Here is a 19,480-nt window from a genome sequence, read left to right as displayed (position 1 = left end):
GAGCAGTCGTCCATCTTGCGCGGGATTGAGCGGGCCTCGAACAACACAGAAGTTCTCGTCAGCCACCGAGATGGTGTGGTCTTGGCAGCCGCTAGGTCATCGTCGTGACCGCGCAAGACGCAGACGGCTCTCGCCGACTACGCGCCGCGATAGCCATTCGGGTTCTTCATCTGGAAATGCCAATGGTCGGCACACATCTGTGTCAGGGATCGCTTTGATGTCCAGCCCAACAGGTTCTTCGCGAGAACTGGATCGGCATAGCAGATCGCGACGTCGCCGACCCTGCGTTGGTCGATCACATACGGAACTGGCCGGCCACTCACTTCCTTGAATGTCTGGATCACGTCCATGACGCTGCTGCCGCTTCCCGTTCCGAGATTGACAGTCAGGAGGCCCGGCTGCCTCAGTTGGCTCAGGGCGCTCAGATGTCCGGATGCAAGATCGACAACGTGAATGTAGTCACGGATCCCGGTGCCGTCCGGAGTATCATAGTCGTTTCCCCAAACATGCACCTTCGGACGCCGTCCGATCGCCACTTGTGCGACAATCGGCAGCAGATTGTTCGGCACATCCAGAGGATCTTCTCCGATCAGTCCGCTTTCGTGGGCGCCAACCGGATTGAAGTAGCGCAAGATGGCAATCCGCCAATCCTTGTCGGCCCCATGAAGATCCTTCAGGATTTCTTCGATGAAGTATTTTGTGCGGCCGTATGGATTTATCGGCGCGACAGGATGCTTCTCGTCCAGCGGCAGGTACGCGGGTGTCCCGTAAACGGTTGCGGATGAACTAAAGACCAGCGTCTTGACGGATGCTCGCGTCATGGCCGACACGAGCCGCATCGTTCCCACGACGTTGTTGTCGTAATAGGTGATGGGTTGCGCGCTGGACTCGCCCACCGCCTTGAGGCCGGCGAGATGAATGACCGCGGTCACGTCGTGGGCGCGCAGGATCTGGTAGATCGCCTCTTCATTGCGGATATCGGCATGCCGGAAAATGACCGATCGTCCGCAGATGGCTCGTATCCGTTCGAGGGAGGCGCTGTTGCTGTTGGAAAGATTGTCGACCGCGACGACATCGAGCCCGGCGTCGAGTAGCGCGACAGCAATGTGAGACCCGATATAGCCGGCACCGCCGGTCAACAAGATCATTTCCGCTTCCGTTTCGCGTCTGCGTGGTCATTGCCCGCCGCGCGCGGGAAATCATCCCGCGCGGTGATGCCGATGCGCCAGACCGGACGAGTCTCAGCTATTTTCGCAGTCGGATCGCCCCGTCGGCTTTTGAGCTCATGTCCTTGCGGGTATGGCCGTTGGCGAGGGAGGCTTCAAAGTAGCTCTCCGCATGGTCGATCGCGCCAAGTGGCGCCGGCCGGCCCGCTCTCGCGATCTTGGAAATTTCCCGGCCAGGCGGGAGGAGCCGCTCGGTTACGTCGACGATCTGATGTGCCGAACTGCTGCTTCTCGACCAAGCCGCAGATCGATGGTTCAATCCCCAGATTGCTGCCTGCGTTCTGTTTTGAACCCGGATCTTGCGAAGGATCGCCTTGATGTGAACCTTCACCGTGGCTTCGGCAATCTTGATCTTGCGCGCAATGCACTTGTTGGAATCGCCTTCAATCAGGCACTGCACAATTGAAACTTCCCGCGGCGAAAGTTGCTGAGCCAGCGTGTCATCTGCCGTTGCGACGGCGCGATCGTCATCGTTGGCTACGGGAGCATCGTCCACCTCGCGTTTCTCGGTATCGAGGGCGGACGTCAAGAATGCCGGCGGGAATACCGTCCCACCCATCATGACGAGTTCGATGGATTTGATGAACGCGTCGCAGTTCATCACGTCGATGAAATATCCGGTGGCGCCGGCTCGGAATGCGGCAACCAGATCACTCAGGTGAAAGTGATCCGCGACAACTGCCACACGTGCATCCGTGCAGCGGTGCTTGAACGATTCGATCTGCTCGACTGTCGAGCGAAAATCATCGCCGCTATGAACAATGAGGAACAATGCCTGACTGGCGGGGACGTTCTGAAGCGCCTCGTCGCTCGGCCAATCATCGGCATCGTCTATTGAGGCTAGGACAAAATTCTCCGAATTTAGAATTCTTGCAAGGCCTTCTTTGCGAAGACTATTTTCACCAACCAGCGCAATGGCAAAAGGATATCGTCGTCTCATGGAAACTCTCCCGGACGCTACAATGATACAAGCGGTTGAACGGTTGAACCCGGTTCATTTTCGGTGGCCCGCCCAGCTAAAAAGAACGACGTAAAAACAAGCTTCCTCAGATTTGGTCGATGGAACAAACCCGGGACGAAAAGCGCTTAACCCACTCAGAAAATATTTACGAATGTTAGATGCTAATCCCCAATATCCCTATATACCGTTGGTTATAGGGCATTTGGGACCATCAACTTGACGAGGGCGGTCGCCGGGTCCTGGTCGACGGACGCTCGCTGAGGGTGTGTCGGATCGTCGCTGCGATTACGCGTTGTGGAATCATGTTTATCGGCGCGCTCCAGGCGGTAGATTCACGGGGCCACGCGACAACAAAACCTTACTAGCATGTCTCATATTAGAGTAACTTATGACATGGGCGCCGATCTGAACTGGAGGGGGACTGAGGGTTGATCGGAAATGCATTTCAGTCGTGTTGTAATTGCCAGTAGATATCCAGTCGTTTTATTGGGTCTGAACTGCCTGCTCGAAGCAGAGCGCGATTTCAAAGTTGTTGCTCGCTGCAATGACATTGCGAGCTGCTTCAAGGCAATGCAGAGCCTTGCGCCGGACATCGCCATTCTGGACATGTCGATGCCCGACATTTTTGGGCAGGCCATGCTCGAGGTCGCAAATTCCGGGGCGCTCGGTGTGCGGCTCGTGTTTCTTGCCGCCTCGGTTGAGGATCGCGATCTCGCCATGCTCGCAGCAGCGGGAGCTTGCGGTGTTCTTCTGAGCGAGGAGGAGCCTGAAACTCTCTTGCAGACGTTGCGGCAAGTCGCCGACGGCCAGAAGACGTTGCCTCCGCCCTCGTACGAAGAAGCCATCCCTTATGCGCAAACGACGATTCCGGAGAAATATCTTGCGGTGCTGACGGACCGCGAGCGTCAGATCATGCGTTTGGTGTCGGAGGGCCTATCGAACAAGGAGATTGGCCGCCGTCTGAAGGTGGCCGACGGTACCATCAAGGTCCATCTGCACCACATCTTCCGCAAGCTCGAGATCAGCAACAGGACCGTCCTTGCTACGCTGGCCGTCTCATATTCCGGGCCGACCGGCGTTCCATCCGAATAGCGGCGACGAACCGGCATTTTTTCATCGAGCTTCGCGCGAGATGACCATTCCCGCTAGATCAACGGGCTGCCTGTACGCCTGGAGATTGCAGAGAACGAGCGTCTCAAGGCAGTTGCGATGAAAACGCCTGCACAGCAGCCGGCGCCTTTAACGAGCATGTCCCTCACGTATCCATGTCTGTCGGGGAGCAGTCTTTGGATGAGTTCGAAGCCGACGACTATAACTAGCAGGACGAGCAGTATTGGCAGCACGCGCTTCGGATAGGCGAGCGAAAAGGCGACCCCGATAATGAACAGAGCTGCAAAACGATCAATGTTCGCCGATACCAATGTGTGCGGACGGAATGCCAGCGGTGTATCGGTGACGATGAAGAGGCCCAGGATTAATCCCCAGGCCAAACATCGGAATACGGTTTGCGTCATCCCTTGTGGGTCAGCAAGAACGGAGTAGCTTGGTTTCATCATTCGCATTCGCAACTACTCTCCAGGCGCGGCCGTTTTAAGAGGTGGATCGTCGTTCCACGGTGGGGGCAAGCTCAACTGCGGATCACCATGGTGGGCTAAGTCTTGCCAAGCCACTGGCCAATTTCCCTGGATCCGATAACCCGTTTTGGCCGGTACGGGTTGATCGTTCCAGCCGAGAGTCTCTCGATGCGCCGGTCCTCCGCCAGTTTCATTGTGAACTGCTTCGCATCCTGTTCGGATACGAATGTCGCAGTCCTTCGTGCGTGCCTGTCGGGCGGAGCATCGCGTTGATCAACGAAGGAGACGTACCAGATGTGTCTTGCTGTCATGCGGGACCTCCGAGGTCAGGTCTAGGCGCGAAAACAAATTCGAGACACCAGGCGGTGATGTTTGAAAGCGGATCGGCAGAAAGCTTCTTCTCCATGATGTAGTGGTGATTGGTTTCTGCGAGCCAAGGCAAGCCGGCGGCTGGTCCGGCCACAATGGACTGGAATTGCAGCTTTCGCTCAGCGTGTCTCCGGTGCGTTCTGAGTACTCCTCCCGGACATCAAGCTTGCACGCTGCGCTCGATCGCGAAGTTTTAAAATGGCCACGAGGCGCCCCAGGCGAGCGCTGCGTTCGCTGCTATTCATGCCGCAATGGAAAACCGAAGGACGAACAGTGACTGGCCGCCCGGCTCGGGGCTGTCGCTGATTTCGACATGCCAGCGAAGATGACGCAAGAATGGCTCCGTCACGTCGTGCTTGAGTATCTCGCCGCTCAGTTCAATCGCCGTCGTCCGTGCGGCGAAAATGTCGGGAAGATCCAAGCCGACATCATCGAGCACTGAATGGCCGCCGTGGATATGAAAAAAATACCGCGGCATTGGTGTCTCCGGATGAGGCGAACATTCCGACGACTGCGCCGAACTCTACGCATCAGGATGGTGTCATCGCACCATGGGGAGGCGGACGGCAAGCCGCTATTCTAGGAGGGCGGATCATCATTGTTGAGTACCCCGACGTGGACCTGCATCATCATCGGTTCGGAAGGTCGAACGACGCATCGGGTCGATAGCAGGGCAATCGCATTTGGAATGAACCGATTCTTCCGCGCCGTCATGCCCGGGACAAGCCCGGATGCGCCGAGATCTCTCTCGGACGGTCAAGGAAGCGTGCGGCAATCCCTGACATCCGAAGCTAACGAGCAGCGGTTCACGACGGCTGCTGGGTCGCGCCGGCAATCAATTATTTGTGCGGTGCCGCAATAATGATATTGCATTGCAATAATAGCTGACTAACTCTGCTTCTCACGTGCCATTGAGGAGCCTTCCGTGATCAAGATTTCCCTCTCCACCATTGCCGCCGCTCTCGCGATCGCGAGCGCAACCGCCGTGTCCGCCGCGGAGCTTCCGACCTACGAGGCCGCGGGCCTGCCGATCTCGGCGGTGCAGGCCGGCGTCATTGGCGCCGCCAACGCCCGCGAACAGGCGCCCGTGGCGACGACGTCGGCGACGCCGCATCAACTCAGCGTTCTGACGCCCCGCAACAAGATGACGACCGCGCGGGCCGCTGCCCGCACCGACCGTTCGGTCCACTGATCGGCACAGTCCTTCCCGGGAGGCCCGCGACGAAGTCGCGGGTCTTCCTCGGGCGTAGAGCAAATACATCGATGCCCGGTTGCGTCCGACGCAAGCTCGTGCCGTTCGCCGCCGCCAAGTGGTGCCTTGCGGCGGACGGCAAGCGCCATGTCGATTGGTTGAACCCGCGCAGATGCCGATCGGCTAGCCCAGCCTCTCTTTCAGGAGCTCATGGGCAAGCCGCGCACCCCAACATGCAAGTAATCTGAGCAAATGGGTCGTCCGGAGGAAGGACGATCAGCTTGCAGGCCTCGAGACAACGGATGCATGAGTCGCTCGCGTGCGTTGCCTTGCCGGTGCTGTCCAGGGCGGGGGCGACCTTCCGCGAAAGCGAGACAATTGCGGTGTTGAGCCCGTCGGTCAGCGCTGCAAAGACTTTTCCCTCAGGCGAGGCCGGCTCCGCGAGCTTGATGCCCACCCTGACGTAAGCGCCTTGTGCCGCCTTGCCGGGCAATTCCTTGATATTCTCGATCAGGCCCCGCGGTATCGATATCCAGGTGTCCGGGGCCAGGTCAGACGCGAACTCGACGACGTTCTGGGATTTGGCGTCTCTTGTGAAGCCTGTCACATACGTGGACATAGAGTTCTCCTCCTGCACAAGTAGTCCGCGCGATTCAACCTCATCGCTTGTGAGTTGCATGTGAAGCACCTTACACCGCCGATAATTATTGGAGCGGCGTTCGCGGTCGGATGACACGCCTCACGCCACTGGCCCAATCTCGCGCAGGTGGAGTTTGATTGCGGCGTCGACCGCGTCCGGGTGATCGACCTGAGGCAGATGCCCGGCGCCGGGAATGATCACGAGCCGGCAACCCAGCATCGTTGCAAGCTCCGTCATCGGCTGCACCAGCAGCTGGTCGTTTGCGCCCACGATCATTGTCAGCGGAACCTGCAGCTGCTTGACGCCGTCGAGATAGGCGAGGGACTGGATTGCGCGCGCGCAGCCGATGAAGCCTTCGGGATCGGTCTGGTTGATGCAGTCGAGCAGCGTCGCGGCGATGGCCGGATGTGCCGCGAGAAAGGCGGGTCCGAACCAGCGCTCGGCGGTCGGCGCCGCCAGCGCCGCGATGCCTTGCGCTTGCACCAGCGCGATCCGATCGTCCCATGCGGCGGCGAATGGTGGCGGTGCATCGGCGCGTGCAGCGATCACACAGAGGCTGAGGAGGCGGTCGGGATGGCGCACGCCGAGACCGAACGCCGTCATGCCGCCCTGGGAGACGCCGATCACGTGCGCCTGCGCGATACCGAAGTGATCGAGCACTGCGATCGCATCCGCCACCAGATCGTCCATGGCGTAGGGACCGCGCGGTGCCTCCGATTGTCCGTGACCCCTGCTGTCGAGTGCGAGCATGCGATGGCCGCGGGCAGCGAGCGCGAGTGCCTGCCGATGCCAGATCGCGCTGCTGGTCAGGATCGAATGGCAGAGCAGTACCGGCGTCCCGCGCTCGGGGCCGCCGCTGCGGACGCTGAGTCGCCCGGCCTTGCCCGGCACATTGTGCCGGACAAAGCCCTGCCATGCGGCGATCTCGATCGGGGCCGGTTCAGTCGACAAGGCCCATCTCCGCGAACACGTCCTTGGCGATGCGGAAGCTGTCGAGCCCGGCGGGCATGCCGCAATAGACCGCGATCTGCAGGAACACCTCGCGCAACTCGGCCTTGCTCAGTCCGTTGTTGAGCGCGCCGCGGATATGCACCTTGAGCTCATGCGGCCGGTTGAGCGCCGCGATCATGCCGAGGTTGAGCAGGCTGCGGCTGCGCTTGTCGAGATCGGGGCGATTCCAGATCTCGTCCCAGCAATATTCGGTCGCGAGCTTCTGGATCGGCCAGTTGAAATCGTCGGCCGCCTTCAGCGATCGCTCGACATAGGCGTCGCCGAGCACGGTGCGGCGGGTTTGCAGCCCGCGCTCGAACTTCTCGCCGCGGGGATTTGCGTCGGTCATCGTATTCTCCTCTTGAAGTGTGGTCACGCCAGCGCCGGCTCGGCGAGCGGCGCGGTCCAGGCGTCGTAGCCGTAGACCCAGTCCGGATCGGTCGGGTTCTTGAGCCAGGTGTTGGTGCGCGAGCTCGCCTGCACGCGCGAGGTTCGGGGCTTGCGCGTCGCCTCGAAGCGACGGAAGGCGTCGGAAACGCCGTCGCGATCGACGCCCTTAAGGCAGCGCGACAGCACCGCGGCGTCCTCGATCGCCATCGCCGCGCCCTGCGCCATGTAAGGCGTCATCGGGTGACAGGCGTCGCCGAGCAAGGTGATATTGCCGTCGCTCCAGCGCGGCAGCGGATCGCGGTCGACCAGCGCCCATTTGTGCACCGAGGGACAGGCCTCCAGCACCTTGCGGACCTGCGGATGGAAGCCTTCGAACGCCTTGCGCAATTCGTTGATGTCACCGGTGGCCGACCAGGATTCCACGGTAAATCCGGGCTCCGGCTGGCTGGTCACGAAGTAGACTTCGCTACGATCAGGCTTGACGTAGTAGATGACGATGTGGCGATCGGGTCCCCACCATTTGGTGCAGTCGTCGATCGGATAACCGTTGAGCAGCGATGCCGGGAACACCGTGCGATAGGCGATGCGGCCGGTGAAGTTCGGTTCATCACGGCCGAACAGCCGTTCCTTGACCAGGGAATGCACGCCATCCGCCGCCACCACGGCATCGACCGTCGTGCTGTGACCGTTGGCGAAGGTCAGCGCCACCGCGCGGTCCGCGCGCTGTTCGATCGCGGTCAGCTTGTGGTCGAGACGAACCAGCTTCTCCGGCACGGCGCTGGCGAGCGCCGCATGCAGATCGCCGCGATGCCCGAGCAGATAAGGTGCGCCATAGCGCTCCTCGGCGGCCGGGCCGAACACCATGTCGAAGCGCACCTCGCCGGTGTCGTGCTCCTTGTTGTTCCAGGACCGCGGATAGAACGCCTCGCGGCGCAGCACCGGCTCGAGTTCCCACGCCCGCATCACCTTCATGGCGTTGCAGCCGATCTGGATGCCGGCGCCAAGCCGCGTGAAGCGCTGGGCCTGCTCGTACACCGTCACATCAATCCCTGCGCGGGTCAGCGCCGCGGCGGAGGCAAGCCCGCCCATGCCGGCGCCGATCACCGCCACCGAAAGTCTGCTCATTGTCGTTCCTCACAGCTTGCGCCGGTTGACGACCGGCTTCTCGGCTTTTGTCGGCCAAAGCCGGCGGCGCCCGCAAACGAGTAATGCTGACGGAGCGTGAGGTGGGCTCACGCGGGGTGGGCTCATTCGCGCCTCGTGCCGCCATTGCCGATCGAGACGGCGGTCGGCCTGTGAGCTGAGGTCACGCTGCCTGAGCTTAACTCGTTTGCGCTTCGGCCAATCGCCCGCCAACGTTCCGCCGCTGCTGCAGCGATGCGTCTGCCGACGATGCCTGCTGCGCGGCCAACACCAAAGACATCAGAGGATCGACGCCCATGTCCACGATCACCAATGACGGCGCCGCCCGTCTTGACGCCGTCGCTGCGCCCTGGCATGCGCGTCTTTATGTCCAGGTGCTGATCGGCATCGCGCTCGGCGTGCTGGTCGGTTATCTGTGGCCCGATGTCGGCGCGGCGCTGAAGCCGCTCGGCGACGCCCTGATCAAGATGATCAAGATGGCGATCGCGCCGATCGTCTTTCTCACCGTGGTGCACGGCATTGCGAGCCTCGGCGACATGCGCAAGGCCGGACGGATCGGCGTCAAAACCCTTGTTTACTTCGAGATCGCAACCACCGCGGCGCTGATCCTCGGCCTTGTTGTCATCAACCTGGCGCGCCCCGGCGTCGGCATGCATGTCTCGCCCGATACGCTGGATTCCCGCCTGGTCGCCTCCTACGTGACGCAGTCGCACGACCAGTCCGTCGTCGGCTTCCTGATGAACGTCATTCCGTCGACCGTGGGCGGCGCGTTCACCAGCGGCGACACGCTGCAGGTGCTGTTCTTCGCCGTGCTGTTCGGCATCGCCCTGCAACGCCATGGCGAGGGCGGCAAGCCGGTGCTGGTGGCGATCGAGAGGCTGTCGAATATCCTCTTCATCCTGATCGGCATGATCATGCGGATCGCGCCGATCGGCGCATTCGGCGCCATGGCCTTCACCATCGGCAAATACGGCGTCGGCTCGATCGTCGCGCTGTCGCACTTCATGCTGGTGTTCTATCTCACCTGCGTGCTGTTCGTGATCGTCGGGCTCGGCATCGTGTCGCTCCTTGCCGGCTTCAGCATCTTCAAGCTGATCCGCTATCTCCGCGAGGAGCTGCTGCTGGTGCTCGGCCTGTCCGGCTCGGAATCGGTGATGCCGCGCTTCATCGACAAGATGAAGGCCGCCGGCTGCGCGGAATCGACCGTCGGCCTCGTGATCCCGACCGGCTACACCTTCAATCTCGACGGCACCTGCATCTATCTGACCATGGCCGCCGTGTTTCTCGCCCAGGCCACCGACACGCCGATGTCGCTGGTCCAGCAGATCGGCCTCGTGGTGGTCTGCCTCTTGACGTCGAAGGGCGCGGCTGCCGTGCCGGGCAGCGGCTTCATCGTGCTGGCCGCGACGCTGGGCTCGATCGGTCATGTTCCCGTCGCAAGCATCGCACTGCTGCTCGGCATCGATCGCTTCATGTCGGAGGCGCGTGCGCTGACCAACTTCATCGGCACCGCGGTGGCGACCGTGGTGGTGGCGCGCTGGGAAGGCGACCTCGACCGCGCCCAATTCGTCCGCGCCCTCGACAATCCGGACGCCGCCACGCTATCTTCCTGATGCATCCGGAGACGCGACACGACCATGAGAAAGTTGCCACCGCTCAACGCGGTGCGAACATTCGAGGCGGCCGCGCGGCACGTCAGCTTCACCAAGGCCGCCGAAGAGCTGCTCGTCACCCACGGGGCCGTCAGCCGCCAGGTCGCGCTTCTCGAGGACTGGTTCGGCGTCAAGCTGTTTCGCCGCGCGCCCTCGCAACTGACGCTGACCGCCGCCGGGCAGATCTACTACCGCGAGGTCACGGCCATCCTCGATCGGCTGGCGCTCGCCTCGATGGACATGAAGGCGTACGGCTCGCCGTCTGTGCTGCGCGTCAGCGCGCCGCCGACCTTCGCGATGCGCTGGCTGATCCGCCGTATCGCGTCGTTCCAGCGGATGCGCGCCGATGTCGAATTGCGGCTATTGACCTCGATCGGACCGCTCAATGTCAACGACCGTTCGTTCGACGTCGCGATCCGCGGCAATGTCGGCGAGCCGGTCGGCTGGATGTCGCAGCACTTCATGACCGAGCTGATCGCACCGGTCTGCCATGTCGATCTCTTGAGCCGCGGGCGGCTCGCCACCCCCGATGATCTGCGGCATCACACCCTCATCACCTATCTGACCGAGCCCTATGACTGGCCGCGCTGGCTCGCGCAGGCCGGCGGCGAGATGAGCGCGGATCAGGAGACGCTGCGGTTCGAGCAGATGTTCTTCGCGCTGCAGGCGACAATCGAGCGCATCGGCATCGGGCTGTTTCCGCTGTTTCTCGTGATCGACGAGCTGATGGCCGGCCAGCTCTGCCTGCCGTTCGGCGACCTCGGCCTGCGCAAGCGCGAATACCGCTCGTTCTATCTCGCCGACAATGAAAGCGCCGGGGCCATCGCCGACTTCACCGCATGGCTCGCCGATGCCGGGCGCGAGACCGAGCAATTCATGCTGGACTGGGCCACGTCGAAGGGCTGGAGCTTCTAGCGAGCGAATGGCGGACGTCGCGTCTTCAGGCTGGACCGCCCGACGATGCCGGCTCTATGACAAATGAGGGGGAACGCAGATGCCCAACATGTCTCGCCGGCCATTCCTGCAGCTCGCACTCGGCGCGGCGACGCTGCCGCTGGCGTCGATCGGTGTCGGCGCGGAGACCCTCGCGCGCCCGGTCACCATGATCGTGCCGTTCGCCGCGGGCGGGCCGACCGATGTGCTGGCGCGGATCCTCGCCGAATATATGCGCGGCACGCTCGGCCATCCCGTCATCATCGAGAATGTCACCGGCGCCTCCGGCACCGTTGCAGGCCTGCGCGCCGCGCGTGCGACACCGGACGGCACCACGATCACGATCGGGCATTGGGGCACGCATTGCCTGAACGGCGCGATCTACCAGCTGCAGTATGACGTGCGCGAATTCGCGCCGATTGCGCTGATCGCAAGCGGGCCGCAGCTCATCATCGGCCGGCCCGATCTGCCGGCGAAGGACCTGAAGGAGCTGATCGGCTGGCTCAAGGCCAATGGCGGCAAGGCGACGGCGGGCACCGCGGGCCCGGGATCCGGCGCGCATGTGGCCGGCGTGTTCTTCCAGCAATTGACCGGCGCGAACTTCTCCTTCGTGCCGTATCGCGGCGCTGGACCGGCGCTGAACGATCTGATGGCCGGACATATCGACATCATGTTCGATCAGGCCTCGAACTCGCTGCCGCAGGTGAAGAGCGGGACCGTGAAGGCTTTTGCGGTGACCCAATCGTCGCGGCTTGCATCGGCAGCGGAGATTCCGACGGTCGATGAAGCCGGATTGCGGGGTCTCTATATCGCCTATTGGCACGGCATCTGGGCGCCGAAAGGCACGCCCGCTGACGTCGTGTCGATCCTGTCGAATGCGGTGATATCGGCGCTTGCCGAGCCTGCCGTCCGGCAACGCTTCGCCGAGCTCGGCCAGGAGATCCCGCCGCCCGACCGACAGGGCCCCGACGCGCTGCGCAGCCATCAGGCTGCCGAGGTCGAGAAGTGGTGGCCGATCGTCAAATCGGCGAATATCAAGGCGGAATAGCTGCAATTATTTGATTCGATGACGTTTTTCGACGTGACGGGCAGCTGCGCGCCAAGGCATCTGTCATGGCAGGGCTGGCAGCTTGCAAGCTCGGCACTGGAAATCGTCGCCGCGCTCGTCGGGGCGAACTTCGAAATCCTCCGAGACCCGGACAATTCGGTTGCGAAGCGGGGCGACCTCGGACAGCTCAGCGTGGCCCGTGCGTCGGCATTTCGGGCACCGCAGGATCTCAATCCAGCTGGAGTGGGTCATGACGTGGTCTGTAAACGCTTGCCGGAATGATAGCCCCGTCTGGCGCGAAGAAAATTGATCCAGCTCAAAAACGCGGCCGTATCTCCCCCAATTCCATGTTCAAACGCCGAAGCGCGCTTCGAGGTCCTGGGGCGAGTGCTGTCCAAATCGGTGAAAACCCTGACCGCGTTAACCTTTGATTAACCATGCGGTCCGATTGTTAACCATTCGACAAGACAACTGAGTCAGGGGCGATGGACGCAACTCAACAGGTCGCACGTCAGCAGGTCCGCATGCGCGGCCGTTCCTACGTTGCGTTCGTTTTCTCGCCGGTCGTGCCTGTCGTGTCCTGGCTGGCCGAGATCGACGCGACGCTGGCGAAGTCGCCGGGCTTCTTCACCGGCAAGCCCATCGTGCTCGACCTTTCGGCGGTCGATCTCAGCCAGACCGCGATCGCGCATCTGATCGGCAGCCTCGCTGAGCGTAACATCCGCATCCTCGGCATCGAGGGCGTCGACGAAGCGAAGCTCGGCGCCAACATGCCGCCGCTTCTGACCGGCGGCCGGGCCTGCGCGATCACCCATGTCGAGCCGCAGAAGCCGCAGGTGCAGGAAAAAAACAAGGACAAGGACAAGACCAAGTTGCCGTCGCTGCTGCTGGAGAGCCCGGTCCGTTCCGGCCAGTCGATCGTGTTTGCCGAGGGCGACGTCACCGTGCTCGGCTCGGTCGGCTCCGGCGCCGAGATCGTCGCCGGCGGCTCGATCCATGTCTACGGCACGCTGCGCGGCCGCGCGATGGCCGGCATCAACGGCAATTCGGCGGCTCGCATCTTCTGCCAGAGGATCGAGGCTGAGCTGCTCGCGATCGACGGCTACTACCAGACTGCGGACGAAATCGCCGACAGCTTGCGCAACCGGCCCGCCCAGGCGTGGCTCGAGGGCGAAATGCTGCGCATCACACCATTGAACTGACCGACCACAAGGAGAGAGAGAATGGCCAAGGTATTGGTCGTGACGTCTGGGAAGGGCGGGGTCGGCAAAACGACCTCAACCGCCGCGCTCGGCGCGGCGCTCGCGCAAATGGGTCAGAACGTCGTCGTCATCGATTTCGACGTCGGCCTGCGCAATCTCGATCTGGTGATGGGCGCGGAGCGTCGGGTGGTGTTCGACCTCATCAACGTGGTGCAGGGCGTCGCCAAGCTGCCGCAGGCGCTGATCCGCGACAAGCGGCTGGAGAACCTCTGGCTGCTGCCGGCGTCGCAGACCCGCGACAAGGACGCGCTGAGCGAAGAGGGCGTCAAGCGCGTGATCGCCGACCTCAAGACCAAGTTCGACTGGATCCTGTGCGACAGCCCGGCCGGCATCGAGCGCGGCGCGACGCTCGCGATGCGCTACGCCGACGAAGCCGTCATCGTCACCAATCCGGAAGTGTCGTCGGTTCGCGACTCCGACCGCATCATCGGCATGCTCGATTCCAAGACGGTCCGCGCCGAGCGCGGCGAGCGCGTCGAGAAGCATCTTCTGGTCACCCGCTATGATGCCGGCCGCGCGGCGCGCGGCGAGATGCTCTCGATCGACGATATCCTGGAAATCCTTGCGACCCCCTTGCTCGGCATCGTCCCGGAAAGCCAGGACGTGCTGCGCGCCTCCAATGTCGGTTGCCCGGTCACGCTGAACGCAGCAAGCAGCGCGCCGGCGCGGGCCTATACCGACGCGGTACGCCGCCTGATGGGCGAGGCGGTGGAGATGACCGTGCCGGTTCAACGCAAGGGGCTGATGGATCGGCTACTGCGACGGAGGGCGGCATGATGAACGTAATGCGGCTGTTCGGCGGCCGCGCCGCATCGGCGCCCGTCGCGCGGGAGCGGTTGCAGATCCTGCTTTCGCATGAGCGTGGCCGGACCGGCGCGCCCGATCTCCTGGAGACACTTCGCTCGGAAATCCTGAGCGTGGTTTCCAAGCATATCGACGTCGACCCCGACAAGGTCGTGGTCCGGATGGACCGCGGCAAGTTTGTCTCGATGCTCGAGGTCGACATCGAGGTTCCCAATGGCGTGCAACGATCAAAGATGGTGGCGGCCACATGACGGCAGACAGCGATAGTCACATTGCCTGGCAGCGCGCGCAGCTCAAGAAGCTGCGTGCGGCCTTGAAGGCGATCGAGGCCGATCAGCTCGGCAAGGCCAATTGCGGCCGCGCGACGCAGATGACGATCGACGAGTTGCAGCGCAAGATCGGCGAGTCGGGCCGCTGCATCGCCGAGTACGAGCGCCGCACCCGTCGTCCGCTCGCGACCGACCTCGGCAGCCTCGCCAGCGTCAGCTGGACGCACTGGAACGCCAATCTGCCGATGGCCAAGGCGCAACGGCATCGCGCGTAGTGCGATAACCTGGCCCATCGTCATTGCGAGCGAAGCGAAGCAATCCATTTTTCCGCATAGGCGGCTCGATGGATTGCTTCGTCGCTATCGCTCCTCGCAATGACGTGGAGAGAGCAGCGACCTACAGCAAAAAGGACAGCGCCGTCTCGCAACTATCCTCGATCTTGAGGGTGAGCAGCTCGTCGGCGCGGGTGCGGCCGAGATTGACGGCGGCAATCGGCAGGCCGCGCTGCTCCGCCATCCGGACGAAGCGAAAGCCGGAATAGACCATCAGCGAGGAGCCGACCACCAGCACGGCGTCGGCCTGCTCAAGATGGGCCTGCGCCGACGCGACCGTATCGCGCGATACGTTCTCGCCGAAGAACACCACATCGGGCTTCAGCACGCCGCCGCAGGCCTCGCAGGCCGGCACCACGAACGACGAAAAATCCTGCTCGAGATCGGCGTCGCCGTCGGGTGCGTCGGCAGCATCGAGCGTGAGCCAGGCGTGGTTCAGCCGCGCGAGCTCGTCCTGAAATTGTTCGCGCGGTATCGTCGCGCCGCAGCCGAGGCAGCGCACCACGTCCAATCGGCCGTGCAGGTCGATCACGCGCTGGCTGCCGGCGGCCTGGTGCAGGCGGTCGACATTCTGGGTCAGCAGCAGCTCGCAGCGCCCTTGCTGTTCGAGCTTGGCCAGCGCGCGATGCGCGCCATTCGGCGCGGCGCAGCCGAACCGCCGCCAGCCCACCATGCTGCGCGCCCAATAGCGCTGCCGCGTCGCCGCCTCGCCCAAGAATGCCTGGATGGTGACCGGGCGCGTCCGCTTCCAGTTGCCGTCGCTGTCGCGGTAATCGGGAATGCCGGAATTGGTGCTGCAGCCGGCCCCGGTCAGGACAAACAAGCGCTGGTGGCCGGCGATGAAATCCTGCAGGGCGGGGTGTTGCATGGCAGCACATCTAGTGCGGTGCGCGCGCCTGCGCCAGATGTGGGGCCTGCCGCGAGCGGACCTTTCACGCGGCCTCTGCGTTGACCGCATGGCACCCGAGACGTGGTGCTGCGCGCGCCTGTTTGCCTGGCGCAATTGCCGACGGAGTGATCGATGCGGCCGGGATTCATCGTCGTCGTTTGCGGGTTGATGTCGGTGGCGCTGTCGCCGTCCCATGGTCAGGATGCCGGCGTGTCGGGCGAGCAGGCGTTCAACAATTCCTGCCGCACCTGCCACACGGTCAAGGACGGCGACAACCGCGCCGGCCCGAACCTGCACAATGTCGTCGGCCGCAAGGCCGGATCGGTTGCGAGCTTTCCTTATTCGGAGGCGATGAAATCATCCGACATCGTCTGGGATGAGAGCACGCTGCTGCGCTTCATCGAGGATCCCGAGGCCGTGGTGTCGGGTAACGGCATGAAGCCGTATACCGGCGTGCGCTCGGCGGAGGATCGCGCCAGGATCGTGGCGTTCCTGAAATCCCCCGGCAAGTGACCGTTGCAAGTGACCGTTGGCGGAAGGCCGGTCTCACCTTGCCGGCACGACGAAGACCTGTCCGGGATAGATCAAATTGGGATTGCGGATCTGCTGCGAGTTAGCCCGATAGATCACGGCGTAGCGCTGTCCGGCGCCGAATGCACGCTGGCTGATCCGCCACAGGCTGTCGCCGCGGGCGACGGTGGTCGTCGTGATCTTCGGCACGATCACGGCGGAGGGGGACTTCACATCAGATGCGGTGGCGGTTGCCGCCGCAGCGAGCTGCGGTTTGGCCATATCCGCACGGCCGGACGAGGTTGGCGATGCCGGGATCGATGCGGTCGTCATCGTGTCCGGAACGTTGAACGGCACCTCGGCACGTGCGCGGACCTTGCCGGAGGTGGGGTCGACGTCGTCAAGCCGCACCTGATAATTGCCGGCGGTCACGCCCTTGTTGATCGTGACCGAGAGGTGCCCCTTCTCGTCGGCTGTCGCGGACGTGATCAAACTGCCGTTGAGATAGAGCCTGACGGTCGCGCCGGGAGCTGCCTGACCGCTCACATGGAGCTTGCCGTCCGGTTCGGTCTCGACGGCCTCGATGGCCACTTTCCCGGCCGCCGGCGCCGTGGCCGCAGGTTGCGACAGCACGCGGACCGGTTTGTCCGGCGCCATCAGCGCCACCATCGGCCGCTCCCTTGTCGCAGCCTCGAGCGCCACCGCAACGCTTTGCTTGGAGGTCACCTGCTTGCCGTCGCGCGTCATGCGCAGGGTCAGGTCATAGTTTCCCGGCGGAAGCGGGCGCGGGACCATGACGAACTGGCCGGACTTGTCCGCCACGGCGCGATCGTGCACCTCGCCATTGCGCAACAGTTCCACCGTCGTGCCCGGTAGCGCCCGACCGGCGACAACGGTCTCGCCGGTCGGCTCGATGTTGACGACGTCGAACTCCGGCACCGCGTCGCCGCCTGGTGCTGGCGGCGGTCCCGCCAGCGTTTCGGCCAAGGCAGCGGTCTCGCTTTGCGCCTTTGCCAGCGCAGTCTTGTCCTGGTTTCGCGCGTCTTGGTTTCGCGCGGGAGCGGCCGGTGCGGATGGTGCCGTCGCCGTCAAAGGCGTGTTCCCGCCCAGGATTTGCTGGGTTTGGCGGATGCCGAAGACGAGCGCCGCCGTGCCGCCGGCGGCAAGTGCCAGCAACGGAATGACCAGTCGAATCGCCGTGGCGCTCATGATTGTCATCCGCGGATCAATGCCCCCGCGCGTCCGCGCGCGCGATCCCGCACCCCGCGGGGATTCCGTGACAGACTGCGCCGGTTTGCGCCGGCCATCAAGTCGGATGAAGGGATTACTTCTCTCGGGCAGGCCCGCCGACCTGGCGGCTCACGGCGCTCGCCCGCGCCGGGATCACGTCAGGTTCAAAACTCCAGCGCCGCATTGTCCACCACCTCCTTCATGACGAAGAAGGTGCGGGTCTGCCGCACGCCGGGCAGTGCGATCAGCTGATCGCCATGGATGCGCTTGAAGTCGTCGACGTCGCCGGCGCGGATCTTGAGGAAGTAGTCGAAATCGCCGGCGACGAGGTGGCAGTCGAGCACGCATTTGAGTTTCGCCACCGCCTGCTCGAAGCTCGCAAAGCTTTCCGGCGTCGAGCGGTCGAGCACGACGCCGACCATGACCAGCGTGCCTTTGCCGAGCTTGCGCGGCGCCACCATGGCGCGGACGCCGCTGAGATACCCCTCGTCGAACAGCGCCTGCGTCCGGCGATGGCAAGTCGCGGGGCTGACGCCGACCTGCTCGGCCAGCTCGGCATTGCTGAGCCGGCCGTTCTTCTGCAGCAATCTCAACATCTTGAGGTCGATGCGGTCGAGTCGGGCGGACATGGAAGAATCTCTCGCGATTGAGCAGTTTTGTGAGAGAAAACATATCATACGTGGCAAATCCAGCAATTTCCGGTAACTCCTCAAGCCGAGTTAGAGAGCACCTTTCGCGCCAGGGGTGATAGCTGTGGCCGCCGTTCCAGACCACCAAAGAGGATGCCAGCATGCTGGAGAAGTTCGCGCGCTATCCGCTCACATTCGGGCCGACCGCCATCGAGAAGCTCGATCGGCTGTCAAAGCATCTCGGCGGCAAGGTCGAGCTCTATGCCAAGCGCGAGGATTGCAATTCCGGGCTGGCCTTCGGCGGCAACAAGCTGCGCAAGCTCGAATACATCATCCCCGACGCGATCGCCTCCAACGCCGACACGCTGGTCTCGATCGGCGGCGTGCAGTCGAACCACACCCGCATGGTCGCGGCCGTCGCGGCCAAGATCGGCATGAAGTGCCGGCTGGTGCAGGAAAGCTGGGTGCCGCATGAGGACGCGGTCTATGATCGCGTCGGCAACATCCTGCTCTCGCGCGTCATGGGCGCCGATGTGCGGCTGGTCGACGAAGGCTTCGACATCGGCATCCGCAAGAGCTGGGAGCAGGCGATCGAGGAAGTGAAGGCGGCGGGCGGCAAGCCCTACGCGATTCCGGCCGGCGCTTCCGTGCACAAATATGGCGGGCTCGGCTATGTCGGCTTCGCCGAAGAGGTGCGCGCGCAGGAGCGCCAGCTCGGCGTCAAGTTCGACTACATTGTCGTCTGCACGGTGACCGGCTCGACACATGCCGGCATGCTGGTCGGCTTCGCCGCCGACGGGCGCGCGCGCAACGTGATCGGCATCGACGGCTCGTTCACGCCCGCGCAGACCAAGGCGCAGGTGCTGTCGATCGCGCAGAACACCGCAAAGCTCGTCGAGCTCGGCCGCGACATCGTCGAGGACGATGTCGTGCTGATCGAGGACTATGCCTATCCGGCCTACGGCGTGCCGTCGGAGGAGACCAAGGAGGCGATCCGCCTCAGCGCGCGGCTCGAAGGCATGATCACCGACCCCGTCTATGAGGGGAAGTCGATGCAGGGCATGATCGACCTGGTGCAGAAGGGCTATTTCCCGGCCGGATCGAAGGTGCTCTACGCCCATCTCGGCGGCGCGCCGGCGCTCAACGGCTACGCCTACGCGTTCAGGAACGGCTGAGGCGGGTGGGCTTCTGATTTCGTGGCTACGTAGCCCGGATGGAGCGAAGCGCAATCCGGGGCCCGTGCCGTTCGGGGATAATCCTGGATTTCGCTGCGCTCCATCCGGGCCACGCATTCTCACCTCCCCTTGAAAAGGGGAGGTCGCTTTGCTCGCCAGAGCAAAGCGGGTGGGGATCTGCTTTCTCCGCTTGCAGCGTCGCTTGCGGCCGACCCCCATCCCGACCTTCCCCCTTTCAGGGGGAAGGAGAAGAGCCGTAGCC

At 63.2% G+C, this 19,480-nt stretch carries 23 protein-coding genes; 12 read left to right on the top strand and 11 right to left on the bottom strand.

The annotated features are described in order from the left end of the window. Positions 1-137: 137 nt before the first annotated feature. On the bottom strand, positions 138-1,148 hold the full coding sequence (gene galE, locus PMN64_RS19280) for a UDP-glucose 4-epimerase GalE (protein ID WP_411781760.1): 1,011 nt from the start codon (positions 1,146-1,148) through the stop codon (positions 138-140). A gap of 97 nt (positions 1,149-1,245) precedes the next feature. Next, positions 1,246-2,166 (bottom strand): LuxR C-terminal-related transcriptional regulator, encoded by a 921-nt coding sequence (locus tag PMN64_RS19275; protein ID WP_304498241.1) that lies wholly within the window; start codon positions 2,164-2,166, stop codon positions 1,246-1,248. A gap of 459 nt (positions 2,167-2,625) precedes the next feature. Between PMN64_RS19275 and PMN64_RS19270 the strand changes: the two genes are divergently transcribed. Then, positions 2,626-3,279: a LuxR C-terminal-related transcriptional regulator gene (locus PMN64_RS19270; protein WP_304498242.1), complete on the top strand. Its 654-nt coding sequence runs from the start codon at positions 2,626-2,628 to the stop codon at positions 3,277-3,279. 53 nt (positions 3,280-3,332) lie between these two features. On the opposite strand, the gene PMN64_RS19265 is transcribed toward PMN64_RS19270, so the two are convergent. Further along, entirely contained in the window at positions 3,333-3,749 is a 417-nt protein-coding gene (locus tag PMN64_RS19265; protein ID WP_304498243.1) for a VanZ family protein, read from the bottom strand. 622 nt (positions 3,750-4,371) lie between these two features. Further along, positions 4,372-4,608, bottom strand: a complete 237-nt coding sequence (locus tag PMN64_RS19260) for a DUF6894 family protein (RefSeq protein ID WP_028341545.1) — start codon at positions 4,606-4,608, stop codon at positions 4,372-4,374. A 447-nt stretch (positions 4,609-5,055) separates the two neighbouring features. Here PMN64_RS19260 and PMN64_RS19255 point away from each other — a divergent pair, with 447 nt between their 5' ends. Beyond that, entirely contained in the window at positions 5,056-5,322 is a 267-nt protein-coding gene (locus PMN64_RS19255; RefSeq protein ID WP_028341544.1) for a hypothetical protein, read from the top strand. 208 nt (positions 5,323-5,530) lie between these two features. On the opposite strand, the gene PMN64_RS19250 is transcribed toward PMN64_RS19255, so the two are convergent. The 4 genes from PMN64_RS19250 to PMN64_RS19235 form a co-directional block, all read right to left on the bottom strand. Continuing rightward, positions 5,531-5,941 (bottom strand): hypothetical protein, encoded by a 411-nt coding sequence (locus PMN64_RS19250; protein ID WP_155258557.1) that lies wholly within the window; start codon positions 5,939-5,941, stop codon positions 5,531-5,533. Between the two features lie 120 nt (positions 5,942-6,061). Then, the gene (locus tag PMN64_RS19245; RefSeq protein ID WP_411781759.1) at positions 6,062-6,913 is read right to left on the bottom strand and encodes an alpha/beta fold hydrolase; all 852 of its coding nucleotides are present in this window, start codon (positions 6,911-6,913) and stop codon (positions 6,062-6,064) included. Next, positions 6,903-7,301, bottom strand: coding sequence for a carboxymuconolactone decarboxylase family protein (locus PMN64_RS19240; RefSeq protein ID WP_028341542.1), 399 nt, complete (start codon positions 7,299-7,301; stop codon positions 6,903-6,905). The genes PMN64_RS19245 and PMN64_RS19240 overlap by 11 nt, the downstream gene beginning before the upstream one ends. 23 nt (positions 7,302-7,324) lie before the next feature. Continuing rightward, positions 7,325-8,467: an FAD-dependent monooxygenase gene (locus tag PMN64_RS19235; protein WP_411781758.1), complete on the bottom strand. Its 1,143-nt coding sequence runs from the start codon at positions 8,465-8,467 to the stop codon at positions 7,325-7,327. A gap of 314 nt (positions 8,468-8,781) precedes the next feature. Here PMN64_RS19235 and dctA point away from each other — a divergent pair, with 314 nt between their 5' ends. From dctA to PMN64_RS19195, 8 genes are all read left to right on the top strand, one after another. Then, positions 8,782-10,098: a C4-dicarboxylate transporter DctA gene (gene dctA, locus PMN64_RS19230; RefSeq protein WP_411781757.1), complete on the top strand. Its 1,317-nt coding sequence runs from the start codon at positions 8,782-8,784 to the stop codon at positions 10,096-10,098. 24 nt (positions 10,099-10,122) lie between these two features. After that, on the top strand, positions 10,123-11,052 hold the full coding sequence (locus PMN64_RS19225; RefSeq protein ID WP_411781756.1) for a LysR substrate-binding domain-containing protein: 930 nt from the start codon (positions 10,123-10,125) through the stop codon (positions 11,050-11,052). 88 nt (positions 11,053-11,140) lie between these two features. Next, a complete protein-coding gene (locus PMN64_RS19220) occupies positions 11,141-12,118 on the top strand; it encodes a tripartite tricarboxylate transporter substrate-binding protein (protein WP_411781767.1) in 978 nt (325 codons plus the stop codon). A gap of 18 nt (positions 12,119-12,136) precedes the next feature. Further along, on the top strand, positions 12,137-12,400 hold the full coding sequence (locus tag PMN64_RS19215; RefSeq protein WP_411781755.1) for a hypothetical protein: 264 nt from the start codon (positions 12,137-12,139) through the stop codon (positions 12,398-12,400). 203 nt (positions 12,401-12,603) lie between these two features. After that, positions 12,604-13,320, top strand: a complete 717-nt coding sequence (gene minC / locus PMN64_RS19210; RefSeq protein WP_411781754.1) for a septum site-determining protein MinC — start codon at positions 12,604-12,606, stop codon at positions 13,318-13,320. Between the two features lie 21 nt (positions 13,321-13,341). Further along, positions 13,342-14,157: a septum site-determining protein MinD gene (gene minD, locus PMN64_RS19205; RefSeq protein ID WP_016842305.1), complete on the top strand. Its 816-nt coding sequence runs from the start codon at positions 13,342-13,344 to the stop codon at positions 14,155-14,157. Continuing rightward, positions 14,157-14,435 (top strand): cell division topological specificity factor MinE, encoded by a 279-nt coding sequence (gene minE, locus PMN64_RS19200; RefSeq protein ID WP_026192121.1) that lies wholly within the window; start codon positions 14,157-14,159, stop codon positions 14,433-14,435. The genes minD and minE overlap by 1 nt, the downstream gene beginning before the upstream one ends. Then, positions 14,432-14,728, top strand: coding sequence for a hypothetical protein (locus PMN64_RS19195; RefSeq protein ID WP_411781753.1), 297 nt, complete (start codon positions 14,432-14,434; stop codon positions 14,726-14,728). The genes minE and PMN64_RS19195 overlap by 4 nt, the downstream gene beginning before the upstream one ends. A gap of 121 nt (positions 14,729-14,849) precedes the next feature. Here the strand turns inward: PMN64_RS19195 and PMN64_RS19190 are convergent, their stop codons facing one another. Beyond that, positions 14,850-15,743 carry an NAD-dependent protein deacetylase gene (locus tag PMN64_RS19190; RefSeq protein ID WP_411781752.1) on the bottom strand — a complete coding sequence of 298 codons (894 nt, stop codon included), beginning with the start codon at positions 15,741-15,743 and terminating at the stop codon, positions 14,850-14,852. Between the two features lie 63 nt (positions 15,744-15,806). On the opposite strand from PMN64_RS19190, the gene PMN64_RS19185 reads away from it, so the two are divergent. After that, complete coding sequence (locus PMN64_RS19185) at positions 15,807-16,187, top strand: c-type cytochrome (RefSeq protein ID WP_411781751.1); 381 nt, start codon at positions 15,807-15,809, stop codon at positions 16,185-16,187. 33 nt (positions 16,188-16,220) lie between these two features. Here PMN64_RS19185 and PMN64_RS19180 read toward each other — a convergent pair whose 3' ends face one another. Together PMN64_RS19180 and PMN64_RS19175 are read right to left on the bottom strand one after the other, a co-directional pair. Then, on the bottom strand, positions 16,221-17,393 hold the full coding sequence (locus PMN64_RS19180) for an Ig-like domain-containing protein (protein ID WP_411781750.1): 1,173 nt from the start codon (positions 17,391-17,393) through the stop codon (positions 16,221-16,223). A 185-nt stretch (positions 17,394-17,578) separates the two neighbouring features. Next, entirely contained in the window at positions 17,579-18,043 is a 465-nt protein-coding gene (locus PMN64_RS19175; protein ID WP_411781749.1) for an Lrp/AsnC family transcriptional regulator, read from the bottom strand. Between the two features lie 161 nt (positions 18,044-18,204). Here PMN64_RS19175 and PMN64_RS19170 point away from each other — a divergent pair, with 161 nt between their 5' ends. Further along, positions 18,205-19,218, top strand: coding sequence for a 1-aminocyclopropane-1-carboxylate deaminase (locus PMN64_RS19170; RefSeq protein ID WP_028341533.1), 1,014 nt, complete (start codon positions 18,205-18,207; stop codon positions 19,216-19,218). The last annotated feature ends 262 nt before the right edge of the window (positions 19,219-19,480 follow it).

The organism is Bradyrhizobium sp. UFLA01-814 (genome assembly GCF_046718885.1).
Lineage (GTDB): Bacteria > Pseudomonadota > Alphaproteobacteria > Rhizobiales > Xanthobacteraceae > Bradyrhizobium > Bradyrhizobium elkanii.
This window is presented reverse-complemented; position numbering and strand designations above follow the sequence as displayed.